The organism is Pseudolactococcus reticulitermitis (assembly GCF_002260845.1).
GTDB classification, from domain to species: Bacteria; Bacillota; Bacilli; order Lactobacillales; family Streptococcaceae; genus Pseudolactococcus; species Pseudolactococcus reticulitermitis.
This window is the reverse complement of sequence record NZ_BEDT01000001.1, coordinates 184872-204049: the sequence shown is the minus strand read 5'-3', so window position 1 is coordinate 204049 and position 19178 is coordinate 184872. Positions and strand designations below refer to the sequence as shown.

The 19178-nt window shown below is 41.6% G+C and carries 21 protein-coding genes; 18 read left to right on the top strand and 3 right to left on the bottom strand.

Features of this window, described 5'->3' with window-relative positions; all coding sequences use genetic code 11:
• The first annotated feature begins 115 nt into the window (after window positions 1–115).
• The 8 genes from RsY01_RS00925 to RsY01_RS00890 all read left to right on the top strand — a co-directional run bounded on the left by RsY01_RS00925 (window position 116) and on the right by RsY01_RS00890 (window position 5794).
• Window positions 116–445 (top strand): metal-sulfur cluster assembly factor, encoded by a 330-nt coding sequence (locus tag RsY01_RS00925; protein WP_003136980.1) that lies wholly within the window; start codon window positions 116–118, stop codon window positions 443–445.
• Window positions 446–870: 425 nt separating this feature from the next.
• Window positions 871–1545, top strand: a complete 675-nt coding sequence (gene liaF, locus RsY01_RS00920) for a cell wall-active antibiotics response protein LiaF (RefSeq protein WP_094783688.1) — start codon at window positions 871–873, stop codon at window positions 1543–1545.
• A gap of 9 nt (window positions 1546–1554) precedes the next feature.
• Entirely contained in the window at window positions 1555–2499 is a 945-nt protein-coding gene (locus tag RsY01_RS00915; RefSeq protein ID WP_094783687.1) for a sensor histidine kinase, read from the top strand.
• Between the two features lie 13 nt (window positions 2500–2512).
• Entirely contained in the window at window positions 2513–3142 is a 630-nt protein-coding gene (locus RsY01_RS00910; RefSeq protein WP_094783686.1) for a response regulator, read from the top strand.
• Between the two features lie 18 nt (window positions 3143–3160).
• Entirely contained in the window at window positions 3161–3961 is an 801-nt protein-coding gene (locus tag RsY01_RS00905) for a Cof-type HAD-IIB family hydrolase (protein ID WP_094783685.1), read from the top strand.
• A 196-nt stretch (window positions 3962–4157) separates the two neighbouring features.
• Window positions 4158–4748, top strand: coding sequence for a peptidylprolyl isomerase (locus RsY01_RS00900; protein WP_094784217.1), 591 nt, complete (start codon window positions 4158–4160; stop codon window positions 4746–4748).
• Window positions 4749–4752: 4 nt separating this feature from the next.
• On the top strand, window positions 4753–5139 hold the full coding sequence (locus RsY01_RS00895) for a CvfD/Ygs/GSP13 family RNA-binding post-transcriptional regulator (protein ID WP_094783684.1): 387 nt from the start codon (window positions 4753–4755) through the stop codon (window positions 5137–5139).
• A gap of 46 nt (window positions 5140–5185) precedes the next feature.
• Window positions 5186–5794 carry a TVP38/TMEM64 family protein gene (locus RsY01_RS00890; protein WP_094783683.1) on the top strand — a complete coding sequence of 203 codons (609 nt, stop codon included), beginning with the start codon at window positions 5186–5188 and terminating at the stop codon, window positions 5792–5794.
• Between the two features lie 11 nt (window positions 5795–5805).
• On the opposite strand, the gene RsY01_RS00885 is transcribed toward RsY01_RS00890, so the two are convergent.
• Window positions 5806–8385, bottom strand: a complete 2580-nt coding sequence (locus RsY01_RS00885) for a YfhO family protein (RefSeq protein WP_094783682.1) — start codon at window positions 8383–8385, stop codon at window positions 5806–5808.
• A 106-nt stretch (window positions 8386–8491) separates the two neighbouring features.
• Here RsY01_RS00885 and RsY01_RS00880 point away from each other — a divergent pair, with 106 nt between their 5' ends.
• The 3 genes from RsY01_RS00880 (at window position 8492) to RsY01_RS00870 (ending at window position 10806) form a co-directional block, all read left to right on the top strand.
• Window positions 8492–8734, top strand: a complete 243-nt coding sequence (locus RsY01_RS00880; RefSeq protein WP_094783681.1) for a hypothetical protein — start codon at window positions 8492–8494, stop codon at window positions 8732–8734.
• Window positions 8735–8932: 198 nt separating this feature from the next.
• The gene (locus RsY01_RS00875; protein ID WP_094783680.1) at window positions 8933–10024 is read left to right on the top strand and encodes a DUF871 domain-containing protein; all 1092 of its coding nucleotides are present in this window, start codon (window positions 8933–8935) and stop codon (window positions 10022–10024) included.
• A 359-nt stretch (window positions 10025–10383) separates the two neighbouring features.
• Window positions 10384–10806 carry a hypothetical protein gene (locus RsY01_RS00870; RefSeq protein WP_094783679.1) on the top strand — a complete coding sequence of 141 codons (423 nt, stop codon included), beginning with the start codon at window positions 10384–10386 and terminating at the stop codon, window positions 10804–10806.
• A 68-nt stretch (window positions 10807–10874) separates the two neighbouring features.
• Here the strand turns inward: RsY01_RS00870 and RsY01_RS00865 are convergent, their stop codons facing one another.
• A complete protein-coding gene (locus RsY01_RS00865) occupies window positions 10875–11516 on the bottom strand; it encodes a response regulator (protein ID WP_094783678.1) in 642 nt (213 codons plus the stop codon).
• A gap of 28 nt (window positions 11517–11544) precedes the next feature.
• On the bottom strand, window positions 11545–12648 hold the full coding sequence (locus tag RsY01_RS00860; protein WP_202971651.1) for a sensor histidine kinase: 1104 nt from the start codon (window positions 12646–12648) through the stop codon (window positions 11545–11547).
• A gap of 182 nt (window positions 12649–12830) precedes the next feature.
• On the opposite strand from RsY01_RS00860, the gene RsY01_RS00855 reads away from it, so the two are divergent.
• The 7 genes from RsY01_RS00855 to RsY01_RS00825 all read left to right on the top strand — a co-directional run bounded on the left by RsY01_RS00855 (window position 12831) and on the right by RsY01_RS00825 (window position 19072).
• Window positions 12831–13760: an ABC transporter ATP-binding protein gene (locus RsY01_RS00855; protein ID WP_094783677.1), complete on the top strand. Its 930-nt coding sequence runs from the start codon at window positions 12831–12833 to the stop codon at window positions 13758–13760.
• Window positions 13761–13823: 63 nt separating this feature from the next.
• The gene (locus RsY01_RS00850; protein WP_094783676.1) at window positions 13824–14957 is read left to right on the top strand and encodes an ABC transporter permease; all 1134 of its coding nucleotides are present in this window, start codon (window positions 13824–13826) and stop codon (window positions 14955–14957) included.
• Window positions 14944–16110 (top strand): ABC transporter permease, encoded by a 1167-nt coding sequence (locus RsY01_RS00845; protein ID WP_094783675.1) that lies wholly within the window; start codon window positions 14944–14946, stop codon window positions 16108–16110. Before RsY01_RS00850 ends, RsY01_RS00845 begins: the two co-directional genes overlap by 14 nt.
• Window positions 16111–16261: 151 nt before the next feature.
• Complete coding sequence (locus tag RsY01_RS00840) at window positions 16262–17122, top strand: transporter substrate-binding domain-containing protein (RefSeq protein WP_094783674.1); 861 nt, start codon at window positions 16262–16264, stop codon at window positions 17120–17122.
• A 125-nt stretch (window positions 17123–17247) separates the two neighbouring features.
• Entirely contained in the window at window positions 17248–18090 is an 843-nt protein-coding gene (locus RsY01_RS00835) for an amino acid ABC transporter permease (protein ID WP_238594938.1), read from the top strand.
• Window positions 18087–18848, top strand: coding sequence for an amino acid ABC transporter ATP-binding protein (locus RsY01_RS00830; protein WP_094783672.1), 762 nt, complete (start codon window positions 18087–18089; stop codon window positions 18846–18848). The genes RsY01_RS00835 and RsY01_RS00830 overlap by 4 nt, the downstream gene beginning before the upstream one ends.
• The gene (locus tag RsY01_RS00825) at window positions 18848–19072 is read left to right on the top strand and encodes a DUF4059 family protein (RefSeq protein ID WP_094783671.1); all 225 of its coding nucleotides are present in this window, start codon (window positions 18848–18850) and stop codon (window positions 19070–19072) included. The genes RsY01_RS00830 and RsY01_RS00825 overlap by 1 nt, the downstream gene beginning before the upstream one ends.
• The last annotated feature ends 106 nt before the right edge of the window (window positions 19073–19178 follow it).

Sequence of the window (19178 nt, the reverse complement as noted above, 5' to 3'; positions counted from 1 at the left end):
ATTCTGGTACCATTTTTTGATAGTAGTTCGGTCATTTAGTCAAATAAGTTTGTCAAAATGAACAAATTCTGTTAGAATAAAGCTACTAAGTGTAAGGAAAGGTTTGTGACCGAAAATGGCAAATTATACCCCAGAAGAAGTAGAAAAAATTAAAGATAGAATTCTCTCAGCGCTAGAAAGCGTGATTGACCCCGAGCTAGGCGTTGATATTATCAACCTTGGTCTAGTTTACGCCATCGAATTTGAAGATAGCGGTCGAACTGAAATTCAAATGACCCTGACAACAATGGGTTGTCCACTGGCAGATTTATTGACAGATCAAATTCACGATGCCATGAAAGAAGTGCCAGAAGTCACTGAAACAGAAGTGAAACTGGTTTGGTATCCGGCGTGGAGTGTTGATAAAATGTCTCGCTATGCACGAATTGCTTTGGGCATTCGTTAAGTGTCTCTAACTTTACAGATGAAAAGTCCTGTTTGTATCATTGCCGATGCAAGCAGGACTTTTTTGAGTGCTGAATATGTCTTTATATTTTTGACAGCAGTGTCATAGCAGAGTATAATAAAGGATATAAAACGCTTAGAATAAAGGGGATGTTCAGTTAAAAAGGATTAATTATGTTAGATAAAATCTCGTTGATACTGCAAATTGCACTAGCTGGGAAGTGTTTCTATGTGGGTATCAGCAATCGCACAACTGACCTAGATAAAAAATGTTTAAACATCCAAGAATGGTTTATACAGTACTTGGCATTGTGATACTTGCATTGGCTGTCCGTCAATTTATAAGATATGGCTTCTAAAAAATAAATCTTCTCAAATCAGTCCTATGGCTGATTTTTTTAGCACTTAAAATGGTAAAATGGAAGTATGAATAAATTTAAGCTTTTCATCATCATAGAACTTGTATTGCTCGTACTGTTAGGTATTTCCCTGATTAGAAACCCCTTCTTTTTGGCTGTCCTCGGTCTGGGGCTATTCTTTGCCTATCTCTCTAGTCGGGTTGCGACTTGGACAGCCCAGCAAGTTTTGCGGCAAATTGCTATTGCCTTTGGCGTTATCGCCTTGATTATGTTTGTGGCAGATGGCTATACTTGGCTAGCCTTGCTTTTCCCAGTGATTGCGGGGATTATTTTTTGGAAATCGTCTGGCACGACCTACACGTCTGTGAATGACCCAAGGTTTCACAAGTCAGAAGAGGCGGGGTTTGAACGCCGTGGTATTTTTGACAACCAGTCTGAAAATGCGGTTTCTCGCTTGTCTGGTAATGACGTTATCGACTTAGGTTGCACGACTTTTCAACCGACGGGCAACGACTTGACCATTAAAAAAGCTTCAGGGAATACGAAGATTATCGTGCCTGAAGATGTGGCGGTCATGCTGGATGTCACGGCGCTTTCAGGCGTTGTCAAGATTTTCGATGACATCACGAAAGTGAATGCAGAACACGTTAGATACATGACAGATGAGTTCGGAACGTCTGACAAGCGTATTCGGATTACCGTCCATGTCGGTCGTGGCAACGTTGAAGTGGTTAAGGGCTAGGCGGTCAGGATGATTTTAAAACGCAATATTGTCGCGAGTTTTATCACCTGGTTTCTCATCACTATGGGGGCTGTTGTCGCCTTGCTGAGCTTACTGCATATCAACTTGCTCGATGTCAAAACGACTTGGCTGACATTGACCGTATCGGCAGTTTTAACGCTTATCTATGCTAGCTTTTTTATGTTGCAACATGGTGAGCAGCAGTCATGTTTGACGCAGGATATTGATAAAATCCTCAATAATGAAACCCCAGAACTCGAGATGCTACAGGCGCTTTCCAAACGGATGCAGGAGATGTCTGTGGAGCTGCAAAGCCTCTCTGTGACCCAAAATATTGAGCAGGCGGCGATTGTTGAAGCTGAACGGATTCGGATTTCACGAGAACTACATGATTCAGTCAGTCAGGAATTATTTGCAGCGACGATGATTTTATCTTCTGTCGTTGATAACCCGAACCTGACGTCGAAACAAATTACCAGTCAAGCGACTTTGACGCTGAAAATTTTGCATGAGGCACAAGATGAGATGCGGGCTTTATTGTTGCATCTGCGTCCATCAGAGTTAGCGGACAAGACCTTGACTGAGGGACTGAATGCGCTCATAGATGAACTCCAAGCCAAAATTTCAGCGAAAATCTCAGCGAACGTCGCTGAAATCAAAGCCGATAAAAATATCGAGAACAACATTTTCCGAATGACGCAAGAGTTGTTATCCAATACGCTCCGTCATGCAAAAGCGCAAAATATCTATATTTCTTTTAGTCAAACGGCGGGAACTTTGGTGCTTGTAGTTAAGGATGATGGGGTTGGGTTTGATCCAACGGTTGGAAAAACCGCCAGTCAAGGTTTGAAAAATATCAGGGAGCGGACGCTATCTCTGGGTGGTACAGTGGAGTTGAACTCTGCGCCAGGAGCTGGAACGGTTGTTAAAATCGTTATTCCCAAGGTCAAATAAGTTAGGAATGAAAATGGAAAAAATAACAGTCATGCTTGTAGACGATCATCAGATGGTACGTCTAGGACTTTCAAGCTATCTCAACATGCAGGACGACTTGATAGTCGTGGCAGAGGCAGTCAACGGTTTAGATGGTGTTCAGAAAGCCAAGCAACATCGCCCAGATGTGATTTTGATGGACTTGGTCATGGATGAAATGGATGGTATCGAAGCTTCCAAAGCCATTTTACTTGAAAATCCAGAGGCAAAAATTTTGATTTTAACCAGCTTTTTGGATGATGAGAAAATTTTTCCAGCCTTGGAAGCAGGTGTCAAAGGTTATATTCTGAAAACATCTCAAGCCCATGAAATTGCAGCCTCAGTTCGTAGGATTGCACAAGGTCAGGATGTGATTTCGGACAGCGTGCGGACTAAGATTTATGAAAAAAAACATGCCCAGCCAGAGTTACATGAAGAGTTGACTGCGCGTGAAGCTGAAGTGTTAAAAGAAATCGCCAAGGGTTTGTCCAATCAAGAAATTGCTGATGAACTCTATATCTCCTTAAAAACCGTGAAAACGCATGTGTCTAATATTTTGTCCAAGTTACAGGTAGAAGATCGCACACAAGCAGCCATATACGCCATTAAGCACAAAATTGCCTGAAAATGCTATAATAGATCTATGGAAAAATTACTAAATAGAGCAAAAGAGATTCAAATTATTTTTTTTGATATTGATGATACGCTACGTGTGAAAGATACCGGTTTTATGCCAGCATCTATGCCACAAATCTTTGCTGCTCTCCGTGAAAAAGGGATTTTGACAGGGATTGCCACAGGTCGCAATTTGTTTGGTGTTGTCCCTGAAATTCGCGCGCTTAATCCGGACTTCTTTGTCACAGCCAATGGCGCTTATGTTGTCGATAAGTTGGATCAAATCATTTATCAGCATGCACTCCCCACAACAGTCGTTTCAGAGCTTGTGGCTTGGTTAGAGGCTTCTTCATCCGAATATGCCTTCTATGGTGCTGATGAAGTTGTTGCTTCGGCATGGTCTGATACGATGCGAGCAGCGATTGCACCAATCTACGGTCAATTACCAGTTAATCCAGATTATTATCTGACACACGATATTTATCAGATGGAATCCCTATCAGAGCATGATGATCAGCTTGTCTTACCTGAAAAGCTGGCTGACAAGGTTCGAATGGTTCGCTGGCATCCACATTCATCCGACATTGTCCCGATGACAGGCAGTAAGGCAGAAGGCGTGCGCCAAGTCTTAGATAAACTAGGCTTAAGTGCCGCTAACGTGATGAACTTTGGTGATGAGCTGAACGATGTCGAACTTTTTGACCTCGGTGGGCTTTCGGTAGCCATGAAAGTTTCCCATCCCAAAATTTTGGAAATGGCGGACTACATCACGGACACCGTTGAAAACGACGGGATAGAAAAGGCTTTGAAAGCTCTGAATATCTTATAAACGGAAATATAGATAAAAAAGAAGACTTTGAGCGCATGCTCAGGTCAAGATTTCACATATTGAAGTGAAATCGCAGAAAGACTTTGAGCGGACGATAGGTCGCGAATGACCCTGCTTGGCTTGAGCGTATGCTCAGGTCAAGTTTCAAGATTTCACATATTGAAGTGAAATCGCAGAAAGGAAAAATAACATGACAATCACATATCCACAAACAGATTTAGAAAACTACGCTGGTACAGTTGCGACAATTCACACGAACCTTGGCGATTTAACCGTTAAATTATTTGATGATGTTGCCCCTAAAACGGTCAAAAACTTCGTTGAATTAACTGAAAAAGGTTATTACAATGGTGTGATTTTCCACCGTATCATTCGTGATTTCATGATTCAGGGTGGCGACCCAACGGGTACAGGCATGGGTGGCGAATCGATCTATGGCGAAAAATTTGAAGATGAATTTTCAGAAAATGTTTTCAATATTCGTGGCGCTTTGTCAATGGCTAATGCTGGACCTAACACAAATGGCAGCCAATTTTTCATCGTTCAAAATGAAAACCTGCCTTATGATAAATCAGCGCTTGTCAAAGGTGGCTGGCCAGAAGAAATTGCTGAAATCTATACAGCTGGGGGCACACCGCATTTGGATGGTCGCCATACTGTTTTCGGTCAATTAGCCAATGCTGAAAGTTTTGAAACGCTTGACCGCATCGCCAAAGAACCAACAGGTTTCCAAGACAAACCAGAAAATGATGTTGCAATCATCAGCATTGATTTAGAGAAAAAATAAGCACATGACGAATCAATCTATTAAAATTGGGGATATTGTCAAAGTTGACATCACAGGCTTACAAAAATACGGTGCCTTTGTCAAATTTGGGAAACAGCGTGGTTTGATTCATATCTCAGAAATCAAATCAGGTTATGTCGCAGACATTCACGATGTAATTGAAGTCGGTCAAGTGTGTCAGGCGCAGGTGATTGATGTTGATGAATTTAACGGCAAAATTTCACTCAGCTTGAGAACGCTAGAAAAACAGCCGCAAACGCATCATGTGCAACGCAGATTTCACTTTAATAATCCAGCCAATAAAATCGGTTTTCAGCCCTTTAAAGAGCAGTTAGCCGATTGGACAAAAGAGCAGATGACCTACTTAAAAGGTCGTAAGGAAGAGATATAGTATCAAGGACTTTCTGACAAGGTAAATAGAATGGGAAAAGAAGGATATGAATGAAAAGGTTTTAAAAGTCGTTCAGAAGATTTTTAATGTCATCTCAATTCTTGGGATTATTGGTTGTTTGATTGGCGGTTATTACCTTTATCGTATTGATATTTTACGTGATCCTCAGGCACTGTCGCAGTTGGTCATGGCGCATTATATCCTTGGTCCGTTTATCTTCATTGGTCTGCAAATTATACAGGTTGTCATTCCGATAATTCCTGGTGGGATTACAACGGCAGCGGGCGTCATGATGTTTGGCCCTTATGTCGGCTTTCTCTATAATTATGTTGGGATTGTCATCGGCTCGATTATCCTTTTTCACATGGGGCGTGTCTATGGCTCTGCTCTAGCTAAAACCTTTATCAAAGAAAAACACTACAATAAATACATGGGGTGGGTCGATAAAGGTCAGAAGAAATACGATATTTTGTTTTTTATCGCCATTCTTTTTCCTGTCGCACCAGACGATGCCTTGGTGTTAATCTCCAGTCAGACTAAAATGACTTGGAAATACTTTCTATTCACAATGTTTGTCGCGAAACCCTTGCCGATATACCTCTATTCCTATATCCTTGTCCATGGTGGAGGCTTTCTTGCCAAACTCATTAGTTAAACAAAAACACATCAGTCAGGCTCAACTTGACTGATGTGTTTTTTCATGTAACGGTTATAGCAGATAAAGGTCAATAAAGCTAGGACAAAGCAAAGACTACCAAGTTTAAAACCTTGTGGGGTAAACTTGAGTTTGACCGTATGCGTGCCCTTGGTCATCGGAATGGTCATGAAACCAGTCTGAGCCTGCTTGATTTTGACTGGCTTGCCATCGACTTTGGCAGACCAGCCTTTGTCGTATGGGAGTGTCAGAAATAAATCGCCGTTGTGGTTAGCAGAGACGGTGGCTTCTAGTCCATTCTTAATGGCTTTTGCTGTGACTTGATTGGTCTTGAGCTTATGAATTGTCTCTGTATAAGTGCTAACTGGCATGGTCCAAAATTCTGTCGTGTCAAAGTTAACATAACGATTTTCTGGAAAAGTCAGCGTGATGGCAACTTGTGTCGCTTGCTCGAAATAGCCTAGGTTGATAAAAGCACCTGTGTCATTGGTGTTGATAAAGGTGGTGCGACCATTGATGGTGACTTTGACATATTCAGCCTCGGTGTTTTGATAAGTCACATCGGCCAGTTTAAGGTAAGCTTGTCCACCTGCTGGTGCTGTTACCGTGTAGGAAAGCGACATATCCTCGCTGCCTTTTTGGGTCAGCGTGACACGTCCTTTACCGCCTGTAATCATCGCTGATGTTGTTTCTTGATCGACATAAAATTGCTTAAAAAAGGTTTCCTGTGTGCCTGCTAATTGATTGACGAATTTGGTTTGATTGGCCAAGATATTTTTATCTGATAATTTGACATCGGTATAACCTTTTTCGACAAAAATAGCGGGTGGCAAGGCGTAGGAATTTTGGGTCAGATTAGGAACGGTCGCATTGGCAGGATTAAAGCCATATTTATCAGGCTGGGTCGTATTGATGTTGTAGCGGATATTGAAAATAGCATCCATCAGCAGGGTATTGAGTGGATAGCGGAGGTTAAGATTGGTGCCTGTGGAGCGAAAACCGAGGAGATTGAGGGTGGCTGAGGACTTGCGATTTCTCACAGAGGAAAATTGACTAAGCGATTTGTAGCCGTATTTCATGCCATCATTGGCTGTATCTGGCTTGGTCTCATCCATGCGATAAAAATTGGTATCGGATGCGATAGCCTTAGCTGCGGGAAGCATTTTCTTAGTCTGTTCATCATAGGCAGTCCGAGCTGCGTAGTGCCATTCTTCAGAGACACCGTTGAGCTGATAGTAGCCGTTAATGCCTAATTCAAAAATCATGAAAATGGCGATGAAAATCGGGAAAGTGTTGGGCAGTAGCCATTTCTTGCGCTTGGCGATGAGGATAATCAAGTAAGCTAGGACAAATAGTAGGGTCAAGGAGAGATTAAGGCTTTTAACATAGGGATAATGGCGACTGACAACTGTCGCTGTAAAGCCTGCTGTTAAGACAAAGACAGTGATGCCAAGCCAACGGAGCTTAATCTCAGATAGTCGTGTTAAAGTTTCAGCAGCCATTAGGATGACTAAAAGGCTGAAGACGAAACTATAACGGTGGAGGAACATGTTGGGCGTGTGCATGCCCTGCCAGAAGAGGTCGAGGGGGCGCAGGTAGAAAGAGGCGGTGATGAAGCCGAGGAGCGCGAGGTAGGCAAGTTTGGTGCGCAGGCGGATAGAGGTGGTCGCAAAGAGGAGACAGGCGAGTAGGAGCGGCAGAAGTCCAATATAAATGGTTGGTACGGCACCGTACTGGGTCGTGTCATAGCTGGCAACGAAGTTTTTAGCGAAAATATCGAAGTACCAAGATTTGTCTGTGAAAAGTTCGGTGATTTTGGTGAAACTCTCGCCGTTGGCCTTTAAATCGAGATACATGGGGAGAATCATGATCAAGCTGGTGCAGGCAGCGAGAAGTGATGTGATAGCAAAATCTAGTGTTTTGCGCCAAGACCAGCCGTCAAAGGTCAGTCTGACTAAGAAATAGCCGATGAGAAAGAGCGCCATCATGAAGCCAAAATAGTAATTTTGGATGAAGAGGAGAGTCAGGCTGACGTAGTAAAGTCGGCGTTTGCCGTGTGCCATCATACTGTGGAGACCGCAGATGATGAGGGGGAGCCAGATGAAGACATCGAGCCACATGATGATTTCGGATTGATTAACGATGAAACTCATAAGGGCGTAGGCGCTGGATAAGCTGATGATGAGCCAATTTGATAGGGAGCGGTACATATTTTTGAAGGCGACAAAGCTCGATAAGCCGATCAAGCCAAATTTAAGCAAGGTCAGGAGATAGAGACCATCCGGCATGTTTGCGGCATTAAAAAAATAAGTCAGTGGCATGAGCAAGCTGCCTAAATAGTAGGATGAAAAACTGAAGAAATTCAGTCCTAGACCGCTGGTAAAGGTATAAAAGAAGCCAGAACCATGGTGTAAAATATCTGAAAAAAGCGCATGAAAGGCAACGTATTGGTGGTAGGCGTCGCCCGCCAATACGGTTTTAGCACTGCCCCAATAAATTCCAAGCAGGGCAAAGTTGATGGCGATGATAAGGAGGGGAATAAGAAAACTGATGACAAGTGCTAATTTATTTTTCTTGATAAATGCGAACATAAGTTTATTGTACCATCTTTTAAAAAAATATAGGGCGATAGCTTGTAAGAAAAAATGTGCAAGCAATCTTGTTATTTGTTCTAAATTTTGATAGAATGAACCTAATATGAGAAATTCAAAATCGACGCAAAATCAACCCGTTAGTAAGGCCGCTGTCGCTGGTCTTATTTTGGCGATTATTCCAATCACAGCCCTGCCAGGACTGATTTTTAGCTTGACTGCTTTTGAACATATTGATGCGCATGACTTGAAAGGTCATCAATTTGCCAAACTTGGAACGATTATCTCAATCCTTTGGATGCTTGTTTTTATCGTTACAGGTTTTTTCCTTTTCAGGTATTTTGGCTAAAAATCAGTCAATCCCAAAAATAAGACAAGCCATTTAGCATTCGGCTAAATCAAATATTTGATACCTTAAATAATTGGCATAGACCAATTTTTTTGTTATAATGACAGTATAAAACGTTTTCATTTTGATGGAGTGTTTTAAATGATAGTTGATGAAGATAATTAAACAAAGGCGCTAGGCGCCAAATGGAGGGAACACATGGGAAAACTTGGCATTTCGATTTATCCTGAACGTAGCACATTTGAAAAGGATAGGGCTTATCTTGATTTAGCACATCAATATGGCTTCAAACGCGTCTTTACAAGTCTGCTTGAGATCAATGGTGACAAAGATGAAGTCTTGGCAGGGTTCAAGAAACCTGTCGATTATGCTAATTCACTCGGCATGGAAGTCATGGTCGACATTAACCCTGCGCTTTTTGAACAACTTGGCGTGTCTTATGATGATTTATCGTTTTTCCATGAGATGGGGGCTGATGGTGTCCGTCTTGACCTTGGGTTTACAGGCGCTGAAGAGGCTAAAATGACTCGTAACCCTTACGGCATCAAGGTTGAAATCAACATGAGCCAAGGGACAAACTATGTGGATAACATCATGAGCTATTCGCCAAATCCTGAATTGTTATTAGGTAGCCACAACTTCTACCCAATGCGTTATTCTGGTTTGGCGTTGGATCATTTTATCTATTGCACCAAGAAATTTAACCAATATAACTTGAATACCATGGCATTTGTCAATTCACACGATGCGACATTTGGCCCATGGCCTTTCAGCGACGGTCTTGTCAGCCTTGAGCACCACCGTGATTTGGATCTTGCGACACAAGTCAAGCATATGAAATTATTGGGCGGGATTAATGATATCACCATTGCCAATGCCTATGCCAGTGAGGCAGAAATCAAAGCCATGAGTGAGGCTTTCTTTGCGGCTGAGCCTGCTTTGAAAATCGTGCCAAGTGCGTCAATCACAGACAATGAACGCATTGTTTTATTTGAAAGTGAACACAGCTACCGTGGCGACCGTAGCGAATACATCTTGCGCTCAACAATGACACGTGTTTGGCATAAGGATAAAGAATTTCCTGCGCATGATACAAAAGACATCAAACGCGGTGACATCTTAATCGGCAATGTCGCATTTGGTCAATACAAGGGTGAAACACAAATCGCGCTTAAAGATATGCCAAACCAAGGTCAAATCAATGTCGTTGGTCGCATTTCTGATGATGAATTGTTCTTGCTTGATTATATCAAGCCTTGGAGCGGTTTTACGTTTGAAGAGGTTAAGTAAGTCAATATTGAAAAAAGAGGTTGGGACAAAAGTCCTTTAAAAAAATAGGCTATGAACCATTTCCGATGTTAAACGGAAACGTTCATAGCCTATTTTGTGTGAAATTGGTATTCTTTTGTCAAAACAATACGAAATTAGCAAGAAAAGTGCTACTATCATTGAAAAAATCAAGAACCTGTGAAAAATCGAAAGTTAGCATCATTTTAGTCTATCCATTTTTGAAGCCTTTTATCCCAATCTTTTTTTTCAAAAATAAAGGTGTTTAATATTTAGAATAAAATTATTATGTAGCTATTGTCTTATTCATAAGTTATTTATTTTTAATTAAAAATATGATATAATTTTTTAGGAGGTGTTTTATGGACAATAAAGGTAATGTACTCTTTAAATCAAAAACTGATAGTTTAAAAGGTGGGATTGTTTTTCTATTACTTGGGTTTTTTATGATTGTTGGTTCTAATTTTATTTACGAAAAAATGATGGTCGTCATCTTGGGATCAATTGTTTTGTTAATCGGCTTATATTTACTTGTTTTCAAAGGAGCTGATAACATTATTATTTATGAAAATGGAATTGTTCTTTCTGGCAAAAAAAACCAAGTAATTGATAAAAATGACATCAAATCAATAGCATATAAAAAGCTCAAACCTAAACGAGCCTTTATTCCATCCTATTACGCAGTTCTGTTATTGAATAACGGCTCAGAACAATTTATAAATATTGCTTTTAATTCAGTGATTAATAAAGATTACGAAAAAATAATTAAATCATATTTAGATTAAAACCGTGTAATTGCTTTCAGTCTGAAGACAAACTCCAAAACTATTTGCAGTTTGTTTTTTTGTTTACGCTAAACATTATTTTTCGTTTTCAGATAAAAAATAGCCAATTGTGTGCGGTCACGCAAATTTAATTTGTCAAGGATGGTACTGAGATAATTGCGGATGGTGCCTTCACTTAGAAAGATTTGATCAGAGATTTCCTTATTACTGAGACCGTCGGCGACGAGACCAATTAAGTCATATTCCTTAGCGGTCAGACCGTAATCTGCATAATGAAACTTGACTTGGGAATCAGGCTGTTCGGTGTGTAAGAGTCCCGGAATTTTAGCCATAATCTCTGTTCCAAAGACGGTTTGACCATTGTTGACAGCATTGAGCGCGGGGACAATGCTACTGTAATCTTGTTTGATGAGATAACCTTTGACGCCATATTTAAGCGCCTGAATGATGTAGTCATCATCCGAAAAAGTGGTTAAGAGTAAAATTTTAGCATCGGGATACTGCGCAAGAATGACTTTAGCAGCAGCAAGTCCAGTCATTTCAGCCATTCGAATATCCATGAGCAGGATGTCGGGTTTGAGGGTTTCAAAGAGTTGGATGGCTTCTTTGCCATCATGGCCAATCCCGACAACTTCAATCTGGTCGACCTCTAAAATCATTTTTAAAGCGCTAGTAATGAGGGCATCGTCGTCTATGATTAAGACACGCATAGTTGTGGCTCCTTTTGTGTTCATTTTGTCACTGTTTGGGAATTTTGATATAAATGATAAAACCATTTTGACTGTAGAAAGTGATGGTGCCGTGTAATTTTTTCACGCGCTCCGTCATGTTTATCAGACCAATGCCACGTGTTTCGATATTGAGCGAACGAGTTGGTGTGTCTGGCGTGATCGTCGTGCCGTTATCTTCGATGATGAGTTGGTAAAGCGCTTGAGACTCAGAGATGGTTAAGCGAACAAGCGTGGCATTACTATGTTTGATAACATTATTGAGCGCCTCCTTGACAATGGCGATGACATTATATTTGACCTCACGCGGCATTGTGTGCGACAGATGATAAGAAAAATCAATGGGACAAAAACTAAAATCAGCAACCAGTTCTTCAAGCGCTTTTTTAAGGTCGACCGCATCATCATGCAAATCATGGACACTTTTCCGAATGCTATCCATGGCCTCACCAAGGGAAGTATCCAGATTCTCAAAGGGCTCACGGAGACTGCTATTTTGAGTTGTCATCTTCATCGCACCCGTGATTAAAATGGCGCGAGATAAGAGATGACCGACATTATCATGAATCTCACGTGCGATACGATTCCGTTCTTTGAGCGTCGCGGCATAAATCTCATAGTCTTGCTTGTCTCTCAAGGAGCGGTTTTTCTCCTGCAATAAAAGCGTCAGCTCTGTGCTGTCATCTCGCGTTTTTTGGAGGCTGGTTGCAAGCGTGTTGATTTGCTGGGTTTTATTGTCTGCATAGGCTGCGAAAATCAGCCCTATCACAAGAAAAGTACCGATTGGGAAAAGTGGGATGACCTCGCTATGGTAAGCTAAAGCAAGCACTAGCACTAAACTGACCCCAAGCACCAGCTTATTTTGGCGTGAGATCATATGATAAACGACAAGCGGTGAAAAGAGCAGACACAGGGGATAAAAGACGGAAAAGGCGAAGAATAGACCAGTGAAGCACAAAAGTCGCCATAGCTGATTTGATTCAGTTAGGGTCATGAAAGCGGAATAGCTAGTGGCAAGGAGCAGCGCAATAACAAGCGACGCATCTATTTTGATGGTGCAAGCCAAAGCCAGACCGTAAATGATCAAGACGACTTGGTCGTTAACGCGTCGCATGTTTATCCCTCCATTTGATTTCTGTTAGTGTCTCTATTTTACACTGTATCTGCTCTAAAATCTAGTTGTTTCAAAGTTTATGACATTTGTCACGTCAGTTACTGACATCTAACACTTACTTTGAGTGGTAAGATTAGCTATAATAAACCTATCAACCAATGATTTTTTAGGAGGTAAGGCTCATGATTCATATTGAAAATTTAGTCAAACGATACGGCAATGTTTTAGCGCTTGACCATCTGAATTTGGACATTCAGGAGGGGGAGATATTTGGTTTGTTGGGTCCCAACGGCTCAGGCAAAACAACAGCCATTAACTGTCTCTTAGCCTTATTAAAATACGATAAAGGTGACATCACCATTTTTGGGAAGCCGATGACGGTTGACAGCTATGATATTAAACAAGAGATTGGGATTGTCATGCAAAATGTTGCTGTTTTTGAGCAAATGACCGTTTATGAAAATATTGACTATTTTTGTGGTCTGTACGTGAAAGATAAGGCAACACGGCAAAAGTTGGTCAAAGAGGCGATTGATTTTGTAGGTCTGGCAGACTATGTCAAAATCTTCCCTAAAAAATTATCGGGGGGTCTCTTGCGCCGTTTGAATATTGCCTGTGGGATTGCCCACAAACCCAAACTGATCATTTTGGATGAGCCGACGGTCGCAGTCGACCCGCAAAGCCGCAATAATATTTTAGAAGGTATTCAAGAGCTGAATCGTCAAGGGTCAACAGTGATTTACACCTCTCACTATATGGAGGAGGTTGAGCAAATCTGTACGCGGATTGCCATTATTGACCATGGTCGTGTAATGGCGCAAGGGTCAAGCGAGGAGTTGAAAGGCTTGCTCAAGGTCGGTGAAACGATTCGCATTGATGACATTGTGTTAGAAGAAGCAGATTTAGCAGCGATTCACAGCCTACCGCATGTCTTAGAGTTGACCTATCAAGGGCGGACTTTAATGATTCGCTGTACAGGCTCTCAACACAATCTGGTGCGAATTCTCGCGCATTTGCAAGCACAGGAGCTGGCATTTGGTCGCGTCTTGTCGGAACTGCCAACATTGAACGATGTCTTTTTAGAAATCACAGGTAAGCAACTTCGAGATTGATACAAGATTTAGAGTGTGAGATTGGACAATAATGCTCTTTAAACAAAAAAGAAAGGAGAACATATGCGCCATTTATTGATTTATCGTTTGAAACAGACGCTGAGAGATCGCTCGATTCTCTTTTGGACACTTGCCTTTCCTATGATTTTAGGGACATTTTTCTTCATGGCTTTTGGTGATTTGGCGAAACATGATGAAATGGCAACTGAGATTCCGATTGCCATGGTCGTGCGGCATCAGTCGGCTCAGACTGAGACGCAAAAAGCTTTCCTAAATGAGATGCAAAAGGAAAAGTTGATTAGGCTTAAAGTCTATCCAACCGAAAAAATAGCCAAGGCAAAATTAGCGGATGGCAAAATCAGCGGTTTATTTTATCTTGGACAAGATTTAAGTCTGACGGTGACCAAGTCTAATTTGAATACCAGTATTTTAAAGGCGGTTTTGGATGGCTACACTAAAAATGTTGCCCTGCTTTCCGATATGGCTCAAGCACATCCTGATAAGTTACCTGCCGCCATTTCCGCCATGTCCGATTTGAAACCGGCTGTCAAGGCTGTGGCGCCTAATGGTAAAACAACCTCGAGTTTCCTGCAATATTTCTTTGCGCTGATTGCTTATGCTTGTTTATCTGGTGTCTTTTTAGGGGGTAATAATAGCTTTGAAACCCAAGCTAATCTGTCTGCCTTGGGTGCGAGACGGAGTATTTCACCGACGCCAAAACTTGCCCTGATTTTAGTTGATTTCATCACGATCACCATGGTTGATTTTATCAGTGTCCTGTTACTCACACTTTATATCACCAAGGGATTCGGCATGAGTCTGGGCGATAATCTAGTTGGAATTGTTGCGACAGTGTTCATGGGCTGTGTGATTGGTGTCTCCATAGGCATCATGCTTGGTGCGTCTAATCATGCCTCAATGACTCTGAAAACGGGATTTGCCGTCGCTTTGACGCTAGTGCCGTCATTTTTCGCAGGTCTGATGTTCCAAAATATGGGCATTATTGTCGAAAAATATTGTCCGATTTTTAATCGGATTAATCCCGCAGCCGTTCTGGCAGATGCTTTTTATTGCCTAGGTGTTTATGATAATCCCGCACGCTATGCTAGAGACATGTGGACCTTGGCGGTGATGAGTGTGGTCTGTATTGCCGTCGCCTTTAGTTTATTGAGGAGGGAACGCTATGACAGTATTTAAAGGATTTCTACTTTTACTCAAACGAGATGCCAAGTCTGTGAGCCTTTACCTCATCATTTTTATTGCCATGGCAGTTTTGACCCAGTTATCCATGGGTGACAATCAGCCAACAGCAGTCTTTAAAAGCACGACCACACGGATTGCCATAGAAGATCAAGACCAGAGTGCGCTTTCTAAAAGTCTGGTAAGCTACCTGAACAAAACGCAAAGTGTTAAACATGATTTGGATATTAGCACACCTGATAAGATTCAGGAAAATCTCTATTATGACAATGTTTATAGCGTTATCAAAATCCCCAAAGGCTTTGAAAAAGAATATTTTGACAAGCAAACGCCTTTAACGCTGATTAATAAACCCGGATTTGATGGTGCCTATGTGACGAACCAAGTCGACCAATTCTTGAGACGGGTTAGAGTCCTCCATGAAAGTGGCGATACCGTGGCGCAAGCGGTGCAAAAAGTGCAGCACTATGATAGCCAAAAGTCTCAAGTCACGCTGATTGCCCAAAATAAAAGCGGTGGAGAAATGCCTTTTCATAGCTATCTCTTTCGCTACATGCCCTATATCCTGATTTCCATGATTAGCTACTCGCTCGGGATGATTTTACTCATCTATGCAGACCCAGATAAGAAAAGAAGAATGCTTTGCGCCCCAGTTTCCTATCGGGCGATGAATTTACAGCTCATGCTAGGCGCAGCGGTTATCGGTAGTGGGCTATGGTTGATTTGTGGGGTTGCTCTACCACTTACTATGAGCGGCAAAGCATTTTTGGCAGACCCTAATCTGCCCTATTATTTGCTCAATGTCGGCTTGATGATTTTGGTTTCGCTGGCACTTTCCTTCTTGATGAGTAAATTCATTCAAAGGGGAGATATTATCTCCAGCGTCACCAATGTCCTTGGACTGGGGATGAGTTTCCTCTGTGGCGTCTTCGTCCCCCTATCTATGCTAAGTCCAGCCATCAAAAAAATCACCCAATTTTTACCAGTTTACTGGTATGAAGTCACCAACGACTTAATCGGCTATCAGTCAACTTTTAATGCCACACAAAAATTAGAACTCTACAAGGGCTTTGGCATTCAGCTACTCTTTGTCATCGCCCTCCTAAGCGTCGGCATGCTAATCGGTAAGCTGAGAGAGCAGAAGATTTAGTTGAAACGCATCCTAGATTGATATTGAAATAAAATCCCTTGGGGTTTTATTTTTTTTATGGCGGTCATAATCTTTCATGATGATGATGTCAAATGAAGTATGATAAAATAAAAATATCTTAGATAGATAATAGAAAAAAGGGGATTTTTTGATGAAAACATATAAAAAAATGATACTATCAGGTTTAATTTTAGGTGCAGCAGTGGCTTTAGTCGCTTGCGGGAAATCGTCGTCAAATGCGACATCTGATGCCTCTAAAAACGATAAAGTCACGACGATAACTGTCGCGACCGATGCAGATACGAAACCTTTCACTTACTCTGAAAATGATCAAGCGACTGGCTATGATATTGAAGTGGCGCGTGCGGTTTTCAAGGAATTACCAGAATATAAACTCAAGGTAGAAATAACAGATTTTGATAGTGTGATTGCAGGAGTAGATTCAGGTCGCTACCAGTTTGCGGCGAATGATATCGGTTGGCGTGAGGAGCGCGCTGAAAAATATTACTTCTCAGCACCTTTGTCTAAATCGAATAATGCGGTTGCGGTGAAATCTGATGTCAAAGTCAAAACCTTGGCTGACTTGGCTGGAAAATCGACAGAAGTCCTGCCGTCTGCTAATTTTACGAACATTTTGTCAAAATACAATGAAGCCAATCCGAAGCAACAAGTTAAACTCAACTATATCGATGGAAGTTATCCAACGGCTAGTCGGTTAGCAGATGTCGACTCAGGAAAAATCGATTTCCTATTGTATGATGCCATTTCGCTTAAAACGATTATCAAGGACAAGGGATTGGCCGATTTGAAAGTGGTCAATATCGCCTCTGAAACGACAGATCCTCACGATGGCTTGGAGTATTTCTTATTTACCAAGGATGCACAAGGCAAGGAACTGCAAACGAAGGTTGACAAGGTCTTGAAAAAGCTACAGGCAAATGGTACACTCAAGGAGTTATCAGAAAAATATTTCGGCGGAGATTTTGTGCCGTCAGCTGATGCTGACAAGTAACCTGAAATTTAGCAGCAGTCAGCCTCATTATCAGGTGAGCAACCGATAGAAAGTTTTGATACACCATGAAAAAAGCAAGTAAAATAGCCCTCGGGATATTGGCAATTCTTGTCTTAGCGATTTTGATGATTAGTGTTACAGTCAAGGGACAGTACACGTTCGCTGAGTTTTGGCGCATGTTTTTTGACAAGATTTTTAACTGGGACGCTTTTGTTAGTGCTTTTAGCCCAATCATCAGTCGCGTGCCAACGTCCTTTATTATTACCTTGATTGCCATGGCGCTAGGTCTTGTTTTAGGTTTGCTCTTAGCCTTAATCAAACTTAATCGCATCCCCGTTTTAGATCAAATTCGGGCGCTCGTCGTCAGCTTTATTCGCGGGACGCCGATTTATGTGCAACTTTTATTGACTTATACTGGTATTCCTTTGATTCTCAAAGCGATTAACCTCAATTACGGCACGGCTTATAATATCAATGATATTTCGCCGATGCTTTTTGTCATTTTAACCTTCGCTTTTAATGAAGCGGCTTATAATTCTGAAACCATTCGGTCAGCGATTGAGTCTGTTGATGTCGGGCAGATTGAGGCAGCCAAATCACTTGGCATGACTAATTTTCAAGTCTTTAAGCGTGTGACCCTGCCTGAAGCAGCGACTGTTGCTGTCGCACCGCTTGGCAATGCGCTCATGGGCTTGCTCAAAGGCACATCACTTGCCTTTGTTGCGGGTGTTATTGAGATGACAGCCGAAGCTAAAATCATCGGCGGCAGTAACTTCCGCGTTTTTGAAAGCTATCTCGCTGTGGCGCTCGTCTATTGGGCGATTAACCTTGTCTTTGAAAACTTGATTCGACTTTTGGAACGCAACTTACAGATTACAGCAAAACACAAAAATAAACGCCGTTTCATCCCGACAGGAAATCCTTTTGATCAAGGCACGGTGGGCAATGGCGGAGGAGATGTCGCATGACCATCAAACTTTCAAATCTATCTAAAAAATTTGGTGACACTGTCGTTTTGGATGATGTGTCATTAGACATTGAGCCCGGTGATGTGATTGCGCTGATTGGGGCATCTGGTGCAGGAAAATCGACATTTTTGCGGTCAATTAATTATCTGGAAGCACCCGATTCAGGTCAGGTCGATATTGGTAACCTGCATCTCGATTTTGCGACCATCAGTCAAGCTGATATTCTGAGTCTGCGTCGTCAAACAGCCATGGTTTTTCAACAATTCAATCTATTTGAACGTCGGACAGCACTTGAAAATGTCATGGAAGGCTTAATTCAAGTTAAAAAACTGGATAAGGCAACCGCACTGGCACAAGCCACGCAAGCATTAGCCGATGTTGGGCTGTCAGATCGTGTCGATTATTATCCGAAATTTTTATCGGGTGGTCAAAAACAACGGGTTGGTATTGCGAGAGCACTTGCCATGAAACCAGAACTATTGCTCCTAGATGAGCCGACATCAGCGCTTGACCCAGAGCTAGTCAGTGAAGTTCAAGCGTCCATTATTCAAGCTGCAAAATCAGGTCAAACGATGATTATTGTCAGCCATGAGATGGATTTTGTCTATTATGTGGCGACCAAGGTGATTTTTTTAGAACAGGGGAAAATCATCGAATCTGGCAGACCAGAAGACGTTTTTTATGCACCCAAACATCCAAGAACAAAAGCTTTTCTCGCACGTCACACTAAAAATTTCGAAACGGGGAGTTTTCTCTAATGCAAGCTATTTTAGCTATTTATCTTAAATCTTTATTTATTTCAGCAGTCCTTGTCTTAATTGTCAGTGGTCTCTATATGTTAGGCACCATTTCACGGAATTATGATAAGCCCATCAATGTTCGCCAAAATAAAATTTTTGACGTTTTGTTGATTGATATTTTAACCATTCCAATTTTGAGCTTTGCTGTTTTGGCAGTCTTGATTATCTTGAAGTCGAGATGAGTGGTTATTTTGACAATTTTATAATGCCATATACTTGCATATTCAAGGCTAGAAATATAGAATATAATTACTATGATATTCTTGAGCTAATGATTTAAGGCATATC

Excerpts from the sequence above, each read along its gene's own strand:
- RsY01_RS00925 (WP_003136980.1), top strand. The coding sequence starts at position 116 with ATGGCAAATTATACCCCAGAAGAAGTAGAAAAAATTAAAGATAGAATT.
- liaF (WP_094783688.1), top strand. The coding sequence starts at position 871 with ATGAATAAATTTAAGCTTTTCATCATCATAGAACTTGTATTGCTCGTA.
- RsY01_RS00915 (WP_094783687.1), top strand. The coding sequence starts at position 1,555 with ATGATTTTAAAACGCAATATTGTCGCGAGTTTTATCACCTGGTTTCTC.
- RsY01_RS00910 (WP_094783686.1), top strand. The coding sequence starts at position 2,513 with ATGGAAAAAATAACAGTCATGCTTGTAGACGATCATCAGATGGTACGT.
- RsY01_RS00905 (WP_094783685.1), top strand. The coding sequence starts at position 3,161 with ATGGAAAAATTACTAAATAGAGCAAAAGAGATTCAAATTATTTTTTTT.
- RsY01_RS00895 (WP_094783684.1), top strand. The coding sequence starts at position 4,753 with ATGACGAATCAATCTATTAAAATTGGGGATATTGTCAAAGTTGACATC.
- RsY01_RS00890 (WP_094783683.1), top strand. The coding sequence starts at position 5,186 with ATGAATGAAAAGGTTTTAAAAGTCGTTCAGAAGATTTTTAATGTCATC.
- RsY01_RS00885 (WP_094783682.1), bottom strand. The coding sequence starts at position 8,385 with ATGTTCGCATTTATCAAGAAAAATAAATTAGCACTTGTCATCAGTTTT.
- RsY01_RS00880 (WP_094783681.1), top strand. The coding sequence starts at position 8,492 with ATGAGAAATTCAAAATCGACGCAAAATCAACCCGTTAGTAAGGCCGCT.
- RsY01_RS00875 (WP_094783680.1), top strand. The coding sequence starts at position 8,933 with ATGGGAAAACTTGGCATTTCGATTTATCCTGAACGTAGCACATTTGAA.
- RsY01_RS00870 (WP_094783679.1), top strand. The coding sequence starts at position 10,384 with ATGGACAATAAAGGTAATGTACTCTTTAAATCAAAAACTGATAGTTTA.
- RsY01_RS00865 (WP_094783678.1), bottom strand. The coding sequence starts at position 11,516 with ATGCGTGTCTTAATCATAGACGACGATGCCCTCATTACTAGCGCTTTA.
- RsY01_RS00860 (WP_202971651.1), bottom strand. The coding sequence starts at position 12,648 with ATGCGACGCGTTAACGACCAAGTCGTCTTGATCATTTACGGTCTGGCT.
- RsY01_RS00855 (WP_094783677.1), top strand. The coding sequence starts at position 12,831 with ATGATTCATATTGAAAATTTAGTCAAACGATACGGCAATGTTTTAGCG.
- RsY01_RS00850 (WP_094783676.1), top strand. The coding sequence starts at position 13,824 with ATGCGCCATTTATTGATTTATCGTTTGAAACAGACGCTGAGAGATCGC.
- RsY01_RS00845 (WP_094783675.1), top strand. The coding sequence starts at position 14,944 with ATGACAGTATTTAAAGGATTTCTACTTTTACTCAAACGAGATGCCAAG.
- RsY01_RS00840 (WP_094783674.1), top strand. The coding sequence starts at position 16,262 with ATGAAAACATATAAAAAAATGATACTATCAGGTTTAATTTTAGGTGCA.
- RsY01_RS00835 (WP_238594938.1), top strand. The coding sequence starts at position 17,248 with ATGATTAGTGTTACAGTCAAGGGACAGTACACGTTCGCTGAGTTTTGG.
- RsY01_RS00830 (WP_094783672.1), top strand. The coding sequence starts at position 18,087 with ATGACCATCAAACTTTCAAATCTATCTAAAAAATTTGGTGACACTGTC.
- RsY01_RS00825 (WP_094783671.1), top strand. The coding sequence starts at position 18,848 with ATGCAAGCTATTTTAGCTATTTATCTTAAATCTTTATTTATTTCAGCA.